Source organism: Aeromonas sp. PS2Canimalfood6, assembly GCF_048276795.1.
Taxonomy (GTDB): Bacteria; Pseudomonadota; Gammaproteobacteria; order Enterobacterales; family Aeromonadaceae; genus Aeromonas; species Aeromonas caviae.
Map to the genome: position 1 here is coordinate 88,770 of NZ_JBLUXC010000005.1, position 16,240 is coordinate 105,009.

Sequence of the window (16,240 nt, forward strand, 5' to 3'; positions counted from 1 at the left end):
CATGTCGTTGTCTGTCAAAACGGGGCTGGGCCTGCTCCTGCTGGTGGTGCTGTTTGCCCTGCTGGGCCCCGTGCTCTGGCCCGATCCGGCGGCTCAGGATCTGGCACAGTTTCTGGCTGATCCCTCCTGGCAGGAGCCCCTCGGGCGGGATCAGATGGGGCGCAGCCTGATGGCGCGCCTCGCGGCGGCGACCCGGCTCTCCCTGCTGCTGGGACTGCTGTGCGTCATCACGGCGGCGCTGCTGGGGTCATTGCTGGGCTGGCTCTCGGCCTGGCGCGGCGGCTGGGTCGACGGTCTGCTGCGCAGCCTGGCCGACGGCGTGCTGGCCCTGCCAGGCCTGTTGCTGGTGCTGCTCTTCTCCGCCATGGCCCAGGGTGGCTTTGCCATCCTCTATCTCGGGTTGGCCATGGCCCAGTGGGTGGAGTATTACCGGGTGGTGCGTGCCCGCAGCCGGGGGCTGCTCGCCTCGCCCCAGGTGGAGGCGTCCCGTCTGCTGGGATTCGGCCATGCCCATGTGGTGCGGCGCCATCTCTGGCCCGAGCTCGCTCCCCAGTTGCTCACCATGATGGCCTTCGGCCTAGCGGGTGCCATTCTAACCCTCTCAACCCTGGGCTTTGTCGGAGTGGGCATTCAGCCGCCAACGCCGGAGCTGGGGCTGATGATGACGGAGGCGCTGCCCCACTATCAGGAGGCTCCCCGTCTGCTACTGGCCCCCATTCTTGTCATGGGGCTGATGTTGCTGGCCCTGGTGCTGCTTCATCAGACGCGCGGCCTTGACATGCCATCTTCACAAGGAGCCACCTCATGACGGCCATTCATATCAAGGGGTTGCAGGTCGATGATGGCCAGAAAACCCTGCTGCAGGCGCTGGATTTCACCATTCATCCCGGCACCGCCCTGACCCTGATCGGGGAGAGCGGTTCGGGCAAATCCCTGTTGGCTCATGCCCTGATGGGGACGTTGCCAGCCCCCCTGACAGGCCGGGGCGAGATGGTGTCGGGTGGCCGCCATCACAACCTGGCCGACACGCCTCGCCTGCGCACTCTCTGGGGGCGGGAGCTGGCGATGCTGCCCCAGGAGCCGGTGCTGGCGCTGGATCCCACCATGGGGTTGCTTGCCCAGGTGGAGGAAGGGTGGCTGCCAGGCGGCAAGGAGGCCCGATCGCGGGCCCGCGCCGCCCTCGAGCGGCTTGGACTGGCCGGGCGGGAGGGCGCCTTTGTACACCAGCTCTCGGGAGGCATGGCCCAGCGCGCGGCCTTTGCCGCCGCCACCCTGGGGGAGGCCCGTCTGCTGGTGGCCGACGAGCCCACCAAGGGGCTCGACAGCCGGGCCGCAGCCAGGCTGGGTGCCTTGTTGCTGGGCTACCTGGCCCGTGGACGCCATCTGCTGACCATCACCCATGATCTCTCCCTGGCTCGCGCATTGGGGGGCTGGGTGCTGGTGGTCAAGGGAGGAGAGATCGTGGAGCAGGGGCCCGCCGAGCGTGTGCTGCACACGCCATCCCATGCCTATACCCGGGCCCTGCTGGCGGCGGAGCCCTCCGCCTGGCCCGAGGCGGCCGTCCCTCCCACCGGTGACTGGCTCATCCGCGGGAAGGGGCTTGCCATGGGATATGGGGATCAACCCCTGTTCACGGGGCTCGACCTTGCCCTGGCGCAAGGGGAGCGAATGGCCATCATGGCGCCGAGCGGCGCGGGCAAGAGCACCCTCGGCAACGTGCTGCTTGGTCTGCAACGCCCCCTGCAAGGGGAGGTGCTGCGCCGGGAAGGGATAGCCCCCTGCCGCTGGCAGAAGCTCTATCAGGATCCGGTGCAGGCCTTTGCCAGCCGGGTGCGCCTCGCCACCCAGTTCGATGATGTGCTGCGTCTGCACAGGCTGCCTCGCCATCGGCTTGTCGACTATCTGGCCCGGTTGGGGCTGGATGAACGGCTGCTGACGCGCCTGCCAAACCAGGTCTCGGGAGGGGAGCTGCAGCGGCTGTCGCTTATCCGGGCCCTGCTGCTGCGCCCCGTGCTGCTGTTCGCCGATGAGCCCACGTCCCGGCTCGACCCCCTGAGCCAGCAACAGACCATCGCCTGTCTGCTGGAGGAACTGGAAGAGATAGGCTGCGCCCTGCTGCTGGTGACCCATGACGAGGGGCTGGCCGGCAAGGTTGCCCCTCGTTGTCTGAGACTGGGGGAGGCGGGTAACCCCATGTTCGAAGGCGCGTCGGCCGAGGTGAGTAGAGTGGGGTAAAGAGGGGACAGAATGAATCCTTCTCCCATGATGAGATGACAGTGACGGGGCCTTGGGCCCCGTCGCATTAGAAAAACTTGGGTAAGCAGATTATAAAGTTTCGTTCGTTTTTTGTGATATGAATCACTAAGATTGTCGCAAGCCAGAGAGCGTCCTGCTGCTGGCGGGTGCGGGTCCTCCGCCTTGTTCCTCTTCAACGACCTTTGTCAGACACCTCCTGCAGACCCCTGCCCGGAGGGTGGCGGCTTTTTGATCTTTTTCGGACGAGATATGTATCGGCACAGCTTCTATCCCCTGTTTTTCCTGACCATTCTGATGGTCGCTGTGGGTCAGATGACCCAGACCCTCTATGTGCCCTCCATTCCCATGATGGCGGGGGACTTCCATGTGGCCTCCGGCCAGCTGCAGGCAGTGATGGCCTGCTACCTCATTCCCTACGGCCTCTCCCAGTTCGTTTATGGCCCCTTGTCGGATCGCATCGGTCGTCGCCCTGTGCTCATCATCGGCATGATGATCTTCCTGGTCGGCACCCTCACCATCCAGCTGATCCCGAGCTTCACCGCCTTGCTGGCGGGCAGCCTGATCCAGGGGCTGGGCACCGGGGCAGGGGGCGCCATGAGCCGGACCGTGATGCGCGACCGTTACAGTGGCGCCGAGCTCAACCGTGCCAACAGCCTGGTGAGCATGGGGGTCATCTTCTCCCCTCTGCTGGCACCTGTGCTGGGCGGCTGGCTCACCGAGCTGTTCAACTGGCGTGCCGGCTACTGGTTCCTGTTCGGTTTTGGTGCCCTGACCACCCTGGCGCTGCTGGCCTGGTTTGGGGAGACGCTGCCAGCATCCGCCCGCCAGCATTCGCTGCGGGTGGGCGCCGCCTATCGTCATGTGCTCGGCAACCCGCGCTTTCAGGGCAACCTGCTCTGTCTGATGGCCACCTTTGCCGGCCTCGCGGTGTTCGAGGCGGCGGCCGGGGTGTTGCTGGGGGACGTGCTCAAGCTGAGTGCCCGCACCGTCAGCGTGCTGTTCGTGCTGCCGCTGCCCGGTTATCTGTTCGGCGCCTGGCTCTCCGCCAGACTGAGTTTTCGCCTGAGCCAGGGCAAGCTGATGCGCCTTGGCATCGCCTTCCTGGCCCTGGGGTCGCTCATCATCCTGGTACCCGGGCTGCTCGGTATGGTGAGCGCTGCCTCCCTCGTGGGCGGGGCTGCGGTCTACTTCATTGGCAGCGGCATTCTCTATCCGACCGCCACCTCCTGTGCCATCGAGCCCTTCCCGGGCCAGGCCGGCACTGCGGGAGCCGTGCTCGGGGGCATGCAGAATCTGGGGGCTGGCGTGGTAACCCTGCTGGCCGCCAGCTTCCCGATGACGGGGCAGGTGACCCTGGGGGCCATCATGACGGTGATGGTGCTGATCGTGGCCTTGAGCTTTGTGTGGCTGCGCCACCACGGCGCGCCCCACGAGCAGATGGCCGTCTGACACGGCCAAGAGCCCGCCCCGTTGGCGGGCTTTTTACTGCCTCCTGCCGGGTGGCGAGACGCCGCAGGGGAGTGGAAGGGGGTTGCCGCGCAGGCAAAGAAAAAGCCCGTCGTGATGACGGGCTTTTTTGGATAGGTACCCCGGAGATGCCGTTGCCGGTTTGGGCCCTTGAACCGTCGGTTCAAGGCGGAGATCTAATCTGGCCGCAGGCTTCTCGGTCGGGCCGAGCATGCTCAATAGCCAGAAGGCAGACCCCCTGTTTGGTATGAATATCGGCTCGGGGACTTGAACCGGCTGACAAACACTCCAGGGAATTTCAAAACTCGGTGCGATTAGGGCTGTTGCGCCTCTTCGCTGGATTCACCGTATTGTCCGTGCTCGATCAAGGCGGCTTCGATGGTGCGTTGCAGCATCTTGATCCGCTTGTCCATGGTCTCAGAGTATTGGTGGTTTTTCTCTTTTTCAAGGCAGAGCTCATGACAGAAATTGAGCGCTGCCATGACGGCCAGCTGTTCGTTGCTGGAGACCTTGGAACGTTGACGAAGCTCGATGAGCTTGTCGGTCAGCTGGTCGGCGGCCTGGCGCAGGGCATCTTGTTGTCCCAGGGGACAGGACACCTTGTAGGGACGTCCCAGAATGACGATTTCTACGGCCTCTATGCTCATGCCTTCCTCAATACGGCGGGGCTGATTTCCGCCTATATCCACGTGGACAACTGGGCGGGACTATATAGCGCAGATGCAGAAGTTTCAAGGCCTTGCTGGCTCTGGCAGGGGGAGAATGCTAGGATCTCGGCCATAAATTCTGCATATTTGCCTGAACTTTGAGCGGATCCTAGATGAGCAAAACAAACCCCCTGAAATACGCCGCCGTGGCGGACCTGATGGCACAGCACGACCTCATGGCGACGGCCGTCGAGGCCCATGGCGTGATCTGCGGCCTGGTGTGCGGTGGCGTGGCCCTGGACGACAAAAGCTGGCAGCCCCATTTCAATGATCTGATCAACGACGGTTTCGGTCTGCCGGCACCGGTGCGCCAGGTGATGACCGACCTCTATCACGAGGTGATCGAGAGCCTGATGGCACAAAAGGGCGTCGAGCTGCTGCTGCCAAGCGACGAGGCGCCGCTCGATGAGCGCATCGACTCGCTGGTGGACTGGTCCCAGGCCTTCCTGGCCGGCTTTGGCGTGGTCCAACAGGAGCTCTCCAAGGCATCCGAAGAGCTGCAGGAGATGATTCAGGACATCGCCAGCATCACCCAGGTCTCTGCCGAGTTCGATCAGGAAGATGAAGAGAACGAAGCCTCCTTCCTGGTGCTCTACGAACACGTGCGCCTCGGGGTCATGATGGCGTTCGAGGAGTTTGGCAAGCGCCCGGCCGCGCCGAGTACGCCGCCGACCCTGCACTGATCTGCCCGCCCAGCGGGTCAATGAAAGAGCGCATCACGGCGCTCTTTCTGTTTTACAAGGGGTGAGAGCAGGGGAGGCACTCTGCTAACCCATGGTGCCAAAGCGGTTTTTTGCCCGTGGCTTCGCATCCCGTCCGCCACCTTTGTGGTAGGATTGGCCCACGTTTTTTCGCCTATGCCCTCTTCTCATGTCTCAATCTGATCTGGTTCACGTCGACGTGGCTATCGTCGGCGGTGGTATGAGCGGTGCCGTGCTGGCCCTCTCCCTTGCCGCCCTGAAAGGACAGGATGGCGCCCCCCTGCAGATCCTGCTGCTGGAGGCGAGTGCGCCCGAGCTCAATGCTCATCCCGGTTTCGATGCCCGTGCCATCGCGCTTTCCGCCGGTACCTGCGAGGCGCTGGCCCGTCACGGCCTCTGGCCGCACCTGGTACCCCACTGCTCCCCCATCAACCATATCCATGTGTCGGATCGGGGCCACTGTGGCCAGACCCGGCTGTCGGCGGCGGAGTATGGCTTGCCCGCCCTCGGTCAGGTGATCGAGCTGTCGGCGGCGGGCATCGTGCTGCAAGAGGCGATCGCCGCCTGCCCGCAGATCCGTATGTTGTGCCCGGCCAGGCTTGAGGCCATCGACCCCGACGAGGGGGGAGTGACGCTCGCCCTGGAGGGGGGCGCGCGCTACCGCACCCGGCTGCTGGTGGCGGCCGACGGGGGCCACTCCTTCGTGCGCCAGCATTTCAAGATGCCGGTCAGTCGCCACGATTATGGCCAGAGCGCCATCATCGCCACCGTCAAGACCGCCGAGGATCCCGCCGGGCGGGCCTTCGAGCGCTTCACCGACGGAGGGCCGTTGGCCCTGCTGCCCATGCAGGACGGCCTCTCCTCTCTGGTGTGGAGCGTCCCGCGGGACGAGGCACAGGCCCTGATGGCGCTGGATGATGCCGCCTTTCTCGCCCGTCTGCAGCAGGCCTTTGGCTGGCGACTCGGGCGCTTCGTGCGCACAGGGGCGCGCAACCTCTACCCCCTGGTGCTGACGGTGGCCGACTATCCCCTGGCCCAGCGTACCGTGCTGGTGGGCAACGCCGCTCACCTGCTGCATCCCATCGCCGGTCAGGGGTTCAACCTCGGCATGCGGGATCTGGACGTGCTGACCCGGACCCTGGCCCGTGCGCTCGCGGCGGGGGAAGACATCGGCGGCTTTGAGGTGCTAAGCGGCTACTGGCAGCAGCGGCGTGACGATCAGGCCCAGACCGTCTGGCTCACGTCCTCCCTGGCCCAGCTCTTCTCAAACCATCACGCTCCCCTGGTGGTGGGCCGCAATCTGGCGCTCTCCCTGATGGGCAGAGTGCCCTGGATCAAGGCACCGCTCGCCTCCCGCACCCTGGGATTCGTGGGCGAGGTGTGCGGCCAATAAGCGCTGTCGCACCGGCGGCAAAGACGATTTCGAGCAAGAGGCACGCCTGTGGGCGTCGCCTCGCAGATCCTGGCGACTCGCCCGGAAAGGACACAAGAGAATGCAGATGCAAGATGTGGATGTGGTGATCGTGGGGGGGGGCATGGTGGGCCTGGGGCTCGCTGCCGCCCTCAAGAACCGGGCGATCAAGGTGGCCATCGTGGAAGGCCGGCTGCCCGATGCAACGCTCGGTGAGACGCCGGACAACAGGGTCAGTGCCCTGAGCCTCGCGAGTCAGCACATCCTGCAAGGGGTCGGCGCCTGGGACGGCATAGTGGCGCGCCGCCTGCAGCCCTACGAGAAGATGCAGGTGTGGGAGCAGGACAGTTTCGGCCACATCGATTTCGATGCCGCCAGCCTGCGTCAGGGGGCCCTTGGCCACATCGTCGAGAACCGGGTGATCCAGCTTGCGCTGCTGGACGCCATCGCGGGGGCCAGCAATATCCAGATGCTGACCCCGGCCCGGGCCACCAGCCTGCAGTGCGGGCCAGCGGGCGCCCTGCTGCTGCTGGAAGATGGCCGGGCCCTCTCGGCCAAGCTGCTGGTGGCCGCCGACGGCGCCCACTCCTGGGTGCGCCGTCAGGCAGACATTCCCCTCACCAGCTGGGATTACGGTCATCACGCCCTGGTGGCGACGGTGCGTTGTGCCGAGCCCCATGAGGCGGTGGCGCGCCAGATCTTCACCCCCCAGGGGCCGCTCGCCTTCCTGCCCCTGTGGCAGCCCGACCTCTGCTCCATCGTGTGGTCTGTGCCCGCGGCCCGCGCCGAGGCGCTCTGCGCCCTGGATGACGACGGCTTCAACCGCCAGCTCACCGCCGCCTTTGATGGGCGCCTCGGGCTGTGCAAGGTGGAGGGGGCTCGCAGCGCCATTCCGCTCACCGCCCGCTACGCCCGCGACTTTGCCCGCGAGCGCCTGGTGCTGGTGGGGGATGCGGCCCACACCATCCACCCGCTGGCGGGGCAGGGGGTGAATCTGGGCTTGCTGGATGCCGCCGCCCTGGCGGAGCAGATCCTCATTCATCACGGCAAGGGCGCGGACATCGGCCTGCTCGCCAACCTGCGGGGCTACGAGCGCTGGCGCAAGAGCGAGGCGGCGCGCATGCTGGCGGCCATGGAGGGGCTCAAGCGACTGTTTGCGGGCAGCAACCCCCTCAAGAAGCTGGTGCGCGGGGTGGGGCTTCGCGCCGTCGACGGTCTTGGTCCCCTCAAGCAGGGCATGATCCGGGCCGCCATGGGGCTGGATGGGGAGCTGCCCACCCTGGCCAAAGGTGAAAAAATCTAATATTACCCCGGGGTTTTAACAAAAAAACTAATCTGACAGGGCGAGATGCCCCTTCGGGGTGTCAGCCTTTAATGTTGGCGAGAAGCGAAACGTTTTTCTGTAAATTGTGACGGGACGGTAAAAATCAACATTAAATCCCGTAATGGCGCGGTTTTGGCTGTTTTTATCACTGTTTTTGCCTTAGTGTCTGGTGTCAGTGAGTTGGGTGAGGATTAGTTTTTTTTGAGCGGTGCCCTGGCACGCTTGTCATATAATCCGCTCCGTTCAAGGAATCACTCCTGCCCGCCCGGGCGGGAACGAGCACAGAGCTTGTGGTCCGTAGTTCCCGACGAGCCGGGGCGGATTGCGAGTGTTGTCGCGAACGCTTAAGGAAACACAGCGATGATCCAGACTACTGTATTGCATCCGAAACACCTGGAAGCGGGTGCCAAGATGGTGGACTTCCACGGTTGGGAGATGCCCATCAACTACGGTTCCCAGTTGGAAGAGCACCATGTGGTGCGCACCGATGCAGGCATGTTCGATGTCTCCCACATGACCATCGTCGATTTGACCGGCGAGCGGGTCAAAGCCTTCCTGCAACACCTGCTGGCCAACGACGTGGCCAAACTCACCGTCCCCGGCAAGGCCCTCTACAGTGGCATGCTCAATCCGGAAGGCGGCGTCATCGATGACCTCATCACCTATTTCCTGACCGATACCTTCTACCGCCTGGTGGTGAACTCCGCCACCCGCGAGAAGGATCTGGCCTGGATCCGCCATCACGCCATCGACTTTGCCGTGAGCGTGACCGAGCGCCCCGAGCTTGCCATGATCGCGGTGCAGGGCCCCCACGCCAAGGCCAAGGCGGCCAAGGTGTTCACCCCCGAGCAGAATGCGGCGGTCGAAGGGATGAAGCCCTTCTTCGGTGTGCAGGCCGGGGATCTCTTCATCGCCACCACCGGCTACACCGGCGAAGATGGCTACGAGATCGTGGTCCCCCAAGAGAAGGCGTGCGATCTGTGGCAGGCCCTGCTGGACAACGGCGTGGCCCCTTGTGGCCTGGGTGCCCGTGATACCCTGCGCCTGGAAGCGGGCATGAACCTCTACGGTCAGGACATGGACGAGTCAATCTCTCCGCTCGCCGCCAACATGGCCTGGACCCTGGCCTGGGAGCCTGCCTCCCGCCAATTCATCGGCCGCGCCGCCCTGGAAGCCCAGAAGGCCGCCGGCAACCAGCCCAAGCTGGTGGGTCTGGTGATGGAAGAAAAGGGCGTGCTGCGTGCCGGCATGCCGGTCACCTTCACCAGCGAGAGCGGCGAGACACGGGAAGGGGTGATCACCTCCGGCTCCTTCTCGCCCACCCTGGGTTACAGCATTGCCCTGGCGCGGGTGCCCCGTGATATCGGTGAACAGGCCCAGGTGGAGATCCGCAAGAAGCAGGTCACCGTGAAAGTCACCAAGCCGGCCTTCGTGCGCAACGGCCAGCCGCTGGTGTAATCATTGATTGCGGCGAGGGTTGACCTTCGCCGCCCCATTTTTGTTGAAGCGATCCAAGAGCATAAAGGAAGCACAAATGAGCCATATCCCGAGCGAACTGAAATATGCCACCTCCCACGAGTGGGTCCGTGTTGAAGCCAACGGCGAAGCCGTGGTCGGCATCACCGAGCACGCCCAGGATCTGCTGGGGGACATGGTGTTCGTCGATCTGCCGGAAGTGGGCAAGCAGGTGAGCGCCGGTGAAGATTGCGCCGTGGCGGAGTCCGTCAAGGCCGCCTCCGACATCTACAGCCCGGTGAGCGGCGAGATCCTGGCCGTCAACGAGGAGCTGGAAGGCAGCCCCGAGCTGGTCAACTCCGACCCCTACGGCGCCGGCTGGCTGTTCCGCATCAAGCTGGACGACGCGGGCGAGCTCGCCAACCTGCTGGATGCCGAAGGCTACCAGAACGTGGTGGACGAAGAGTAATGCCCCCGGGCCCTGCCAACACAGCAGGGCCCTCTTGTATGACTGCCATCCTGCGGCCATGGCGGTTGCAGAATGGGCGCAGCCTTTGCGCCTTCGGGATGCCCTTGCCGCATTCCCCGTCTGCCCGCGGCGGACACAGAACATGAGTGGAGCCGGTTTCGACCGGCTACAGGAACATCAGGTCTTGGTTGTCAGGATGTCATGCCAGGACCTATTACCAGGAAATAGGGAAATGACCCAGTCACTGTTTGAACTCGAGCAAAAAACCGATTTCATCCGCCGTCATATCGGCCCGGGTGAGGAAGAACTGCGGGCCCTGCTCGCCACCGTGGGGGCCGAGAGCCTGGACGATCTGATTGAGCAGACGGTCCCCGCCGCCATCCGTCGTCCGGGGCCGCTTGGTATCGGCGCCCCCATGACCGAAGTGGAGGCCCTGGCCAAGCTCAAGGGCTATGCGGCCAAGAACCAGATCGCCAAGAGCTACATCGGCATGGGCTACCACGACACCCACGTGCCCCACGTCATCCTGCGCAACGTGCTGGAAAACCCGGGCTGGTACACCGCCTACACCCCCTATCAGCCCGAGCTGGCCCAGGGCCGTCTCGAAGCCCTGCTCAACTTCCAGCAGCTGACCCTGGACTTGACCGGCATGGATCTGGCGAGCGCCTCCCTGCTCGATGAAGCCACCGCCGCCGCTGAAGCCATGGCGCTGGCCAAGCGCATGGCCAAATCCAAATCCAACCTCTTCTTCGTGGCCGACGACGTTCACCCCCAGGTGATCGACGTGGTCAAGGAGCGCGCGGTCCACTTCGGTTTCGATGTGGTGGTCGGCCCTGCGGGCGAGGCCGTGAGCGAAGAGGTATTCGGTGCCATGTTCCAGTACCCGGGCACCACCGGCAATGTGGCCGATCTGCGTTCCCTCATTGCCGCCGTCCAGGCCCAGAAGGGGCTGGCCTGCGTCGGGACCGACATGCTCTCCCTGCTGCTGCTCAAATCCCCAGGTGAACTGGGTGCCGACGTGGTGTTCGGCAGTGCCCAGCGCTTCGGTGTGCCCATGGGTTACGGTGGCCCCCACGCCGCCTTCTTCGCCACCCGCGACGCCTACAAGCGCTCCATGCCGGGCCGGATCATCGGCGTCTCCAAGGATGCCCGTGGCAAGAGCGCCCTGCGCATGGCCATGCAGACCCGCGAGCAGCACATCCGCCGCGAGAAGGCCAACTCCAACATCTGTACCGCCCAGGTGCTGCTGGCCAACATGGCGAGCTTCTACGCCGTCTACCACGGCCCGGTGGGGCTCAAGACCATCGCCTCCCGCGTGCACCGTCTGACCACCATCCTGGCGCTCGGCCTCACCGCCAAGGGCGTGGCCCTCAAGCACGGAAGCTGGTTCGATACCCTCACAGTCCTGACGTCTGACAAGGCTGCACTCATTGCCAAGGCCGAAGGGCTCGGTATCAACCTGCGTGCGGATCTGGACGGTGCGCTCGGTGTGTCCCTCTCTGAAACCACCACCCGAGGCGATGTGGCCGAGCTGTTCGACCTGTTCCTTGGGGCGGGTCACGGCCTCGATGTGGAGGCCCTCGACCAGGCCGCCCAGACTCATCACGCCATTCCGCAAGACCTGCTGCGCACCGACGCCGTGCTGACCCACGAGGTATTCAACAAGTACCACTCCGAGACCGAGATGCTGCGCTACATCCACCGTCTCGAAGCGAAAGATCTGGCCCTGAACTACGCCATGATCTCCTTGGGCTCCTGCACCATGAAGCTCAACGCCACCGCCGAGATGATCCCGGTGACCTGGCCTGAATTCGGCAAGCTGCACCCCTTCGCGCCGCTCAAGCAGACCCAGGGTTACCAGCTGCTGCTGGCAGATCTGGAAGACTGGCTGGTGAAGGTGACCGGCTACGATGCGGTTTGCATGCAGCCCAACTCCGGCGCTCAGGGCGAATACGCGGGCCTCTTGGCCATCAAGAAGTACCACGAGTCTCGCGGCGAGGGGCATCGCGATGTCTGCCTCATCCCGGCCTCTGCCCACGGCACCAACCCGGCTTCCGCCCAGATGGCGGGCCTCAAGGTCATCGTCACCGCCTGTGACAAGGCAGGCAACGTGGATCTGGACGACCTGCGGGCCAAGGCCGCCGAGGTCGGAGACCAGCTCTCCTGCCTGATGGTGACCTACCCCTCCACCCACGGGGTGTACGAGGAGACCATCAAGGAGGTGTGCGACATCGTTCACCAGTATGGTGGTCAGGTGTACCTCGACGGCGCCAACATGAACGCGCAGGTCGGGCTGACGGCGCCAGGCTTTATCGGCGCGGACGTCTCTCACCTCAACCTGCACAAGACCTTCGCCATTCCTCATGGCGGTGGTGGTCCGGGCATGGGCCCCATCGGCGTGAAGAAACACCTGGCACCGTTTGTGGCCGGTCACGCCGTGGTCAAGACCGACAAGGAGAGCCGTGACAACGGCGCCGTGTCTGCCGCCCCGTTCGGCTCGGCCAGCATCCTGCCCATCAGCTGGATGTACATCGCCATGCTGGGTGACGAGGGGCTCAAGAAATCCACCCAGGTCGCCATCCTCAACGCCAACTACCTGGCCAAGAAGCTCGGCGAGTCCTTCCCCGTGCTCTATACAGGTCGCAACGGTCGGGTGGCCCACGAGTGCATCCTGGACATCCGCCCGCTCAAAGAAGCCAGTGGCATCAGCGAGATGGACGTGGCCAAGCGCCTGATGGACTACGGCTTCCACGCGCCGACCATGAGCTTTCCGGTAGCGGGTACCCTGATGGTCGAGCCGACCGAATCCGAATCCAAGCGCGAGCTGGATCGCTTCGTGGAAGCCATGACCGCCATCCGCGCCGAGATTGCCCGGGTGCAGGACGGTCACTGGAGCCTCGCCGACAACCCCCTGGTCCATGCGCCGCACACCCAGGACGACGTGATGGATGCAGAGTGGAACCGTGGCTACAGCCGCGCCGAGGCGGTCTTCCCGTCCGACGCCGTGCGCGCCAGCAAGCTGTGGCCGTCGGTCAACCGCATCGACGACGTCTATGGCGATCGCAACCTGTTCTGCTCCTGCGTGCCCACCGAGGATTACGCCAAGTAATCGCGGCGCTGTAGGACTGACAGCCAATACGCACAAGGCCACCCCAGGGGTGGCCTTGTTGTGTGTGGCGCCCGCGCGAACGGGCTACTCGCCCCGGCGCGCCGCCTCGATGGTGGCAATGTCAATCTTGTCCATCTGCATCATGGCCTCGAAGGCGCGCCTCGCAGCCTCGGGGTCGGGATCGGTGATCGCCTCGGTGAGGACCTGAGGGGTGATCTGCCAGGAGATGCCCCACTTGTCCTGACACCAGCCGCACTCGCTCGCCTGACCGCCATGGTCGATGATGGCGTGCCAGTAGCGATCCGTCTCGGCCTGGTCCTGGGTAGCCACCTGAAACGAGAACGCCCAGTTGTGGCTGACCCCGGGCCCGCCGTTGAGGCCGAGGCAGGGGATCCCCATCACCCTGAACTCGACCGTCAGCACGTCTCCTTCCTTGCCAGCGGGATAGTCGGCCGGGGCCCGGTGTACGGCACCGACTGCGGAGTCGGGGAAGAGGCTGGCGTAAAACCGTGCCGCCTCCTCGGCATCCCCGTCATACCAGAGGCAAATCCTGTTCTTGACTGGTCTCATTGTGTCGCAGCTCCATCCTGGTGTTTGTCCTTCGACGCCCGTGAGCGGGCGCCCCGATGGGTATCCTGCCGCCCGCAGCGCCTGCTGCTTCGCTGGGTGACAAGCCAGCCTGTACGCCGTTTGCCACCCGCTTGGGGCTTGCATGATGGGGTCAAGTGTAGTGGCATGGGGATCCTGGTCACCAGGCCGGGAGCCGGCATGAAGGCCGCAGCAAGAGAGGAGTCTGCCATGGACAGTACCCAGCGATTCTCGACCCGGGTCGAGGCCTATGTGAAATATCGACCCGGTTATCCCGCCGCCATGCTGGATTTTCTGGCAAGGGAGCTGGCCATGGGGCCCGAGTCCCAGGTGGCCGACATCGGCGCCGGCACCGGCATCCTGACCGCCCTGCTGGCCCCCCGGGTCGCGCGGGTCTGGGCGGTGGAGCCCAACGACGATATGCGGGCAGCCGCCAAACGGCTGCTCGCCCAGGTGGGGAACATCGGCTGGCTGCACGGCAGTGCGGAAGCCACGGGCCTGCCCACGGGGGCGATGGATCTGGTCACGGTCGCCCAGGCGTTTCACTGGTTCGATCGCGCGGCTTTTCGGCAGGAGTGCCAGCGGCTGCTCAAGCCCGGTGGCCAGGTCGCCCTCATCTGGAATGACAGGCTGACGAACACCCCGTTTCTCAAGGCCTATGAAGAGGGGCTGCACGCCTACTCGGGGGATTACGAGGAGGTCAATCATCGCAACCTCGGTGAGGCGGATTTTCGCGCCTTCTTCACCGGGGAGTACCGGCTCGATCGCTTCGAGAACAGCCAGCTATTCGATCTTGACGGGGTGCTTGGACGGCTCAACTCCTCCTCCTATGCGCCTGTGGCGGGCACGCCGGCCCACGATCAGATGACGGCGCTCGTTCGCCGCGAGTTTGCTCGCCATGCCGTTGACGGCAAGATAGCCTTCAACTATTCCACCCTGGTCTACAGTGGCCGGGTGTAGCCCCGTTCAGCGCTGACATCCGCAGTGAAAAGGCCCCCGCCAGTGATGGCGAGGGCCTTGTTTCATTTTGGCGGTCTGCATCCGGGCGATGCGAATGAGACCGTTGCGCGGCGAAGGGGCGGTATCAGCCCTGATCGATGCTGAGAATGGCCATGGCCTTGGCCAGGGTATCGACCGATTCCTGATGCTTGCCCGCGTTGTGCAGGGTCTCTCCGTCCGCCCTCAACTGCTTCACCTCGGCCAGTTGCTCGGCACTGAGGGCGGGGCCTGCGGCCAGGGCGTCGTCTATCTTCTTCATGTCCATGGGGCAGTGGAAGGCGAGGGCGCTGCCGCAAAAGAGCAGGGCGGCCAACAACAGCATGAGTCTCATCTTTCGGATCTCCATGTGGGGTTCCCGTCAAGCATAGCCCCGCAGGGGGAGGGCATTCGGGTTGAAGGGGGCGGGAGGCAGGGGCTACCATGACCCTTTTATTGCGAGGAGGCTCCATGGCACTGACAAGGTTGCTGTCCCCCCTGACCAGTCTGGTGATCTTCATTCTGGGTCACGGTCTGTTCAATACCCTGCTGACGGTGCGTCTCTCCGCCGAGCAGGTGTCCGCCCAGGCCATCGGTCTGGTGTCGGCTGCCTATTTCGGCGGCCTGGTGCTGGGGACCTTCATCAATGCCCGCCTCATCACCCGGGTGGGGCATATCCGGGCCTATGCGGCTTATGCCTCCCTGCTCTGTTTTCTGTTTCTGCTGCACGGCATGGTGGTGGAGCCTGTCACCTGGGCGGCGCTGCGGCTGATCGGGGGGTTTGCCACCGGCGGCCTGTTCGTGGTGCTGGAGTCCTGGATGCTGGTCTCAAGCACCCCGGCGAACCGGGGGCGGTTGATGTCCCTCTACATGATCCTGCTGTACGGCTCACTCGCCCTGGGCCAGCTGCAGCTCAAGCAGGTGGACCCCATGGTGCTGACGCCGTTCGCCCTGTGCGCCATGGCGGCGACTCTCTCCGTGGTGCCTCTGGCTCTCTCCCGAGTGGCGACGCCGGCCATGGTGGCACCCCAGCCGGTGGGAATGCTGGAGCTGGTGCGCCTCACTCCGGCGGGGATGGGCAGCAGCTTTACCTCGGGCCTCATCCTCGGGGCCATCTATGGGCTGTTGCCGCTCTATTTCACCGACAGCGGCGCCTCCCTCTCCCAGGTGGCGGACATGATGGCGCTGGTGATCCTGGGGGGGATGTGTCTGCAGTATCCCATCGGGCGTGCATCTGATCGTTACGACAGACGGTTGGTGATCCTGCTGCTCTGCGCCCTGCTGACCCTGATCGCGTTGCTGATGGTGCTGCTGCCGGGGCCCTGGCGCGAGCCAATCGAGGGGACTCTTGTCTTCCTGCTGGGGGGCATGGCGTTCTCCATCTATCCCTTGAGCCTCAGCCATGCCTGCGATGAACTGCGCCCGGATCAGGTGCTGGGGGCAAACCAGGGGTTGCTGCTTGCCTACAGCCTGGGAGCCATGACGGGTCCGCTGCTGGCCCCCTTTACCATGGCAACGTTCGGACCACAGGGGCTGTTCGTCTACTTTGCCCTGTGCGGTCTGCTGCTGTCGGCCTATCTCGGCTGGCGCAGGCGTAAGCGAGCCCCCATTCCGCTGACGGAGCATCAGGTCTTCATGCCGGTGCCCCCCAACACCCCCATGACGGCGGAGCTGGAGCCAAGAACGGATCTGGAAGGGGAGGCAGTGCCGGCGAGCTATGCCGTGCCTGATGCAGAAGAGTGAGCGGTGAGTGAAGAGGGGCAGGAGAGGGACGCGCC

The 16,240-nt window shown here is 64.5% G+C and carries 14 protein-coding genes and 1 other RNA gene; 11 read left to right on the forward strand and 4 right to left on the reverse strand.

Going from position 1 to position 16,240, the window contains the following annotated elements; genetic code table 11:
* Window position 1 precedes the first annotated feature (1 nt).
* From ACNPAA_RS03890 to emrD, 3 genes are all read left to right on the forward strand, one after another.
* Window positions 2-808, forward strand: a complete 807-nt coding sequence (locus tag ACNPAA_RS03890) for an ABC transporter permease (protein ID WP_010675089.1) — start codon at window positions 2-4, stop codon at window positions 806-808.
* Window positions 805-2,235 carry an ABC transporter ATP-binding protein gene (locus ACNPAA_RS03895; RefSeq protein WP_103242979.1) on the forward strand — a complete coding sequence of 477 codons (1,431 nt, stop codon included), beginning with the start codon at window positions 805-807 and terminating at the stop codon, window positions 2,233-2,235. The genes ACNPAA_RS03890 and ACNPAA_RS03895 overlap by 4 nt, the downstream gene beginning before the upstream one ends.
* Before the next feature lie 270 nt (window positions 2,236-2,505).
* Window positions 2,506-3,705 carry a multidrug efflux MFS transporter EmrD gene (gene emrD / locus ACNPAA_RS03900; protein ID WP_039038746.1) on the forward strand — a complete coding sequence of 400 codons (1,200 nt, stop codon included), beginning with the start codon at window positions 2,506-2,508 and terminating at the stop codon, window positions 3,703-3,705.
* A gap of 133 nt (window positions 3,706-3,838) precedes the next feature.
* Here the strand turns inward: emrD and ssrS are convergent.
* A non-coding RNA gene (gene ssrS, locus ACNPAA_RS03905) (6S RNA) lies at window positions 3,839-4,021 on the reverse strand.
* Between the two features lie 16 nt (window positions 4,022-4,037).
* Window positions 4,038-4,370, reverse strand: coding sequence for a cell division protein ZapA (gene zapA / locus ACNPAA_RS03910; RefSeq protein ID WP_010675086.1), 333 nt, complete (start codon window positions 4,368-4,370; stop codon window positions 4,038-4,040).
* Between the two features lie 173 nt (window positions 4,371-4,543).
* Between zapA and ACNPAA_RS03915 the strand changes: the two genes are divergently transcribed.
* The 6 genes from ACNPAA_RS03915 to gcvP all read left to right on the forward strand — a co-directional run bounded on the left by ACNPAA_RS03915 (window position 4,544) and on the right by gcvP (window position 12,899).
* Window positions 4,544-5,113 (forward strand): UPF0149 family protein, encoded by a 570-nt coding sequence (locus ACNPAA_RS03915; protein ID WP_042864005.1) that lies wholly within the window; start codon window positions 4,544-4,546, stop codon window positions 5,111-5,113.
* A gap of 187 nt (window positions 5,114-5,300) precedes the next feature.
* Window positions 5,301-6,524 (forward strand): 2-octaprenyl-6-methoxyphenyl hydroxylase, encoded by a 1,224-nt coding sequence (gene ubiH, locus ACNPAA_RS03920; protein ID WP_171865240.1) that lies wholly within the window; start codon window positions 5,301-5,303, stop codon window positions 6,522-6,524.
* A gap of 100 nt (window positions 6,525-6,624) precedes the next feature.
* Window positions 6,625-7,845, forward strand: a complete 1,221-nt coding sequence (locus ACNPAA_RS03925; protein ID WP_171865242.1) for an FAD-dependent 2-octaprenylphenol hydroxylase — start codon at window positions 6,625-6,627, stop codon at window positions 7,843-7,845.
* 381 nt (window positions 7,846-8,226) lie between these two features.
* A complete protein-coding gene (gene gcvT, locus ACNPAA_RS03930; protein WP_010675082.1) occupies window positions 8,227-9,324 on the forward strand; it encodes a glycine cleavage system aminomethyltransferase GcvT in 1,098 nt (365 codons plus the stop codon).
* 76 nt (window positions 9,325-9,400) lie between these two features.
* Window positions 9,401-9,790 carry a glycine cleavage system protein GcvH gene (gcvH, locus tag ACNPAA_RS03935; protein ID WP_010675081.1) on the forward strand — a complete coding sequence of 130 codons (390 nt, stop codon included), beginning with the start codon at window positions 9,401-9,403 and terminating at the stop codon, window positions 9,788-9,790.
* Between the two features lie 232 nt (window positions 9,791-10,022).
* Window positions 10,023-12,899 (forward strand): aminomethyl-transferring glycine dehydrogenase, encoded by a 2,877-nt coding sequence (gene gcvP / locus ACNPAA_RS03940; protein ID WP_171865244.1) that lies wholly within the window; start codon window positions 10,023-10,025, stop codon window positions 12,897-12,899.
* A gap of 84 nt (window positions 12,900-12,983) precedes the next feature.
* On the opposite strand, the gene ACNPAA_RS03945 is transcribed toward gcvP, so the two are convergent.
* A complete protein-coding gene (locus ACNPAA_RS03945; RefSeq protein WP_201955901.1) occupies window positions 12,984-13,469 on the reverse strand; it encodes a VOC family protein in 486 nt (161 codons plus the stop codon).
* Window positions 13,470-13,697: 228 nt separating this feature from the next.
* Here ACNPAA_RS03945 and ACNPAA_RS03950 point away from each other — a divergent pair, with 228 nt between their 5' ends.
* The gene (locus ACNPAA_RS03950) at window positions 13,698-14,447 is read left to right on the forward strand and encodes a class I SAM-dependent methyltransferase (RefSeq protein WP_201955898.1); all 750 of its coding nucleotides are present in this window, start codon (window positions 13,698-13,700) and stop codon (window positions 14,445-14,447) included.
* A gap of 124 nt (window positions 14,448-14,571) precedes the next feature.
* Here the strand turns inward: ACNPAA_RS03950 and ACNPAA_RS03955 are convergent, their stop codons facing one another.
* A complete protein-coding gene (locus ACNPAA_RS03955; protein WP_041201636.1) occupies window positions 14,572-14,817 on the reverse strand; it encodes a hypothetical protein in 246 nt (81 codons plus the stop codon).
* A gap of 116 nt (window positions 14,818-14,933) precedes the next feature.
* On the opposite strand from ACNPAA_RS03955, the gene ACNPAA_RS03960 reads away from it, so the two are divergent.
* Window positions 14,934-16,205 carry an MFS transporter gene (locus ACNPAA_RS03960; protein WP_417891602.1) on the forward strand — a complete coding sequence of 424 codons (1,272 nt, stop codon included), beginning with the start codon at window positions 14,934-14,936 and terminating at the stop codon, window positions 16,203-16,205.
* Window positions 16,206-16,240: the final 35 nt, after the last annotated feature.

What these genes read in the sequence shown, in the direction of transcription:
- emrD (WP_039038746.1), top strand. Translation starts at nt 2,506, where the DNA reads ATGTATCGGCACAGCTTCTATCCCCTGTTTTTCCTGACCATTCTGATG.
- zapA (WP_010675086.1), bottom strand. Translation starts at nt 4,370, where the DNA reads ATGAGCATAGAGGCCGTAGAAATCGTCATTCTGGGACGTCCCTACAAG.
- ACNPAA_RS03915 (WP_042864005.1), top strand. Translation starts at nt 4,544, where the DNA reads ATGAGCAAAACAAACCCCCTGAAATACGCCGCCGTGGCGGACCTGATG.
- ACNPAA_RS03960 (WP_417891602.1), top strand. Translation starts at nt 14,934, where the DNA reads ATGGCACTGACAAGGTTGCTGTCCCCCCTGACCAGTCTGGTGATCTTC.
- ACNPAA_RS03925 (WP_171865242.1), top strand. Translation starts at nt 6,625, where the DNA reads ATGCAGATGCAAGATGTGGATGTGGTGATCGTGGGGGGGGGCATGGTG.
- gcvT (WP_010675082.1), top strand. Translation starts at nt 8,227, where the DNA reads ATGATCCAGACTACTGTATTGCATCCGAAACACCTGGAAGCGGGTGCC.
- ACNPAA_RS03890 (WP_010675089.1), top strand. Translation starts at nt 2, where the DNA reads ATGTCGTTGTCTGTCAAAACGGGGCTGGGCCTGCTCCTGCTGGTGGTG.
- gcvP (WP_171865244.1), top strand. Translation starts at nt 10,023, where the DNA reads ATGACCCAGTCACTGTTTGAACTCGAGCAAAAAACCGATTTCATCCGC.
- ACNPAA_RS03895 (WP_103242979.1), top strand. Translation starts at nt 805, where the DNA reads ATGACGGCCATTCATATCAAGGGGTTGCAGGTCGATGATGGCCAGAAA.
- ubiH (WP_171865240.1), top strand. Translation starts at nt 5,301, where the DNA reads ATGTCTCAATCTGATCTGGTTCACGTCGACGTGGCTATCGTCGGCGGT.
- ACNPAA_RS03955 (WP_041201636.1), bottom strand. Translation starts at nt 14,817, where the DNA reads ATGAGACTCATGCTGTTGTTGGCCGCCCTGCTCTTTTGCGGCAGCGCC.
- ACNPAA_RS03945 (WP_201955901.1), bottom strand. Translation starts at nt 13,469, where the DNA reads ATGAGACCAGTCAAGAACAGGATTTGCCTCTGGTATGACGGGGATGCC.
- ACNPAA_RS03950 (WP_201955898.1), top strand. Translation starts at nt 13,698, where the DNA reads ATGGACAGTACCCAGCGATTCTCGACCCGGGTCGAGGCCTATGTGAAA.
- gcvH (WP_010675081.1), top strand. Translation starts at nt 9,401, where the DNA reads ATGAGCCATATCCCGAGCGAACTGAAATATGCCACCTCCCACGAGTGG.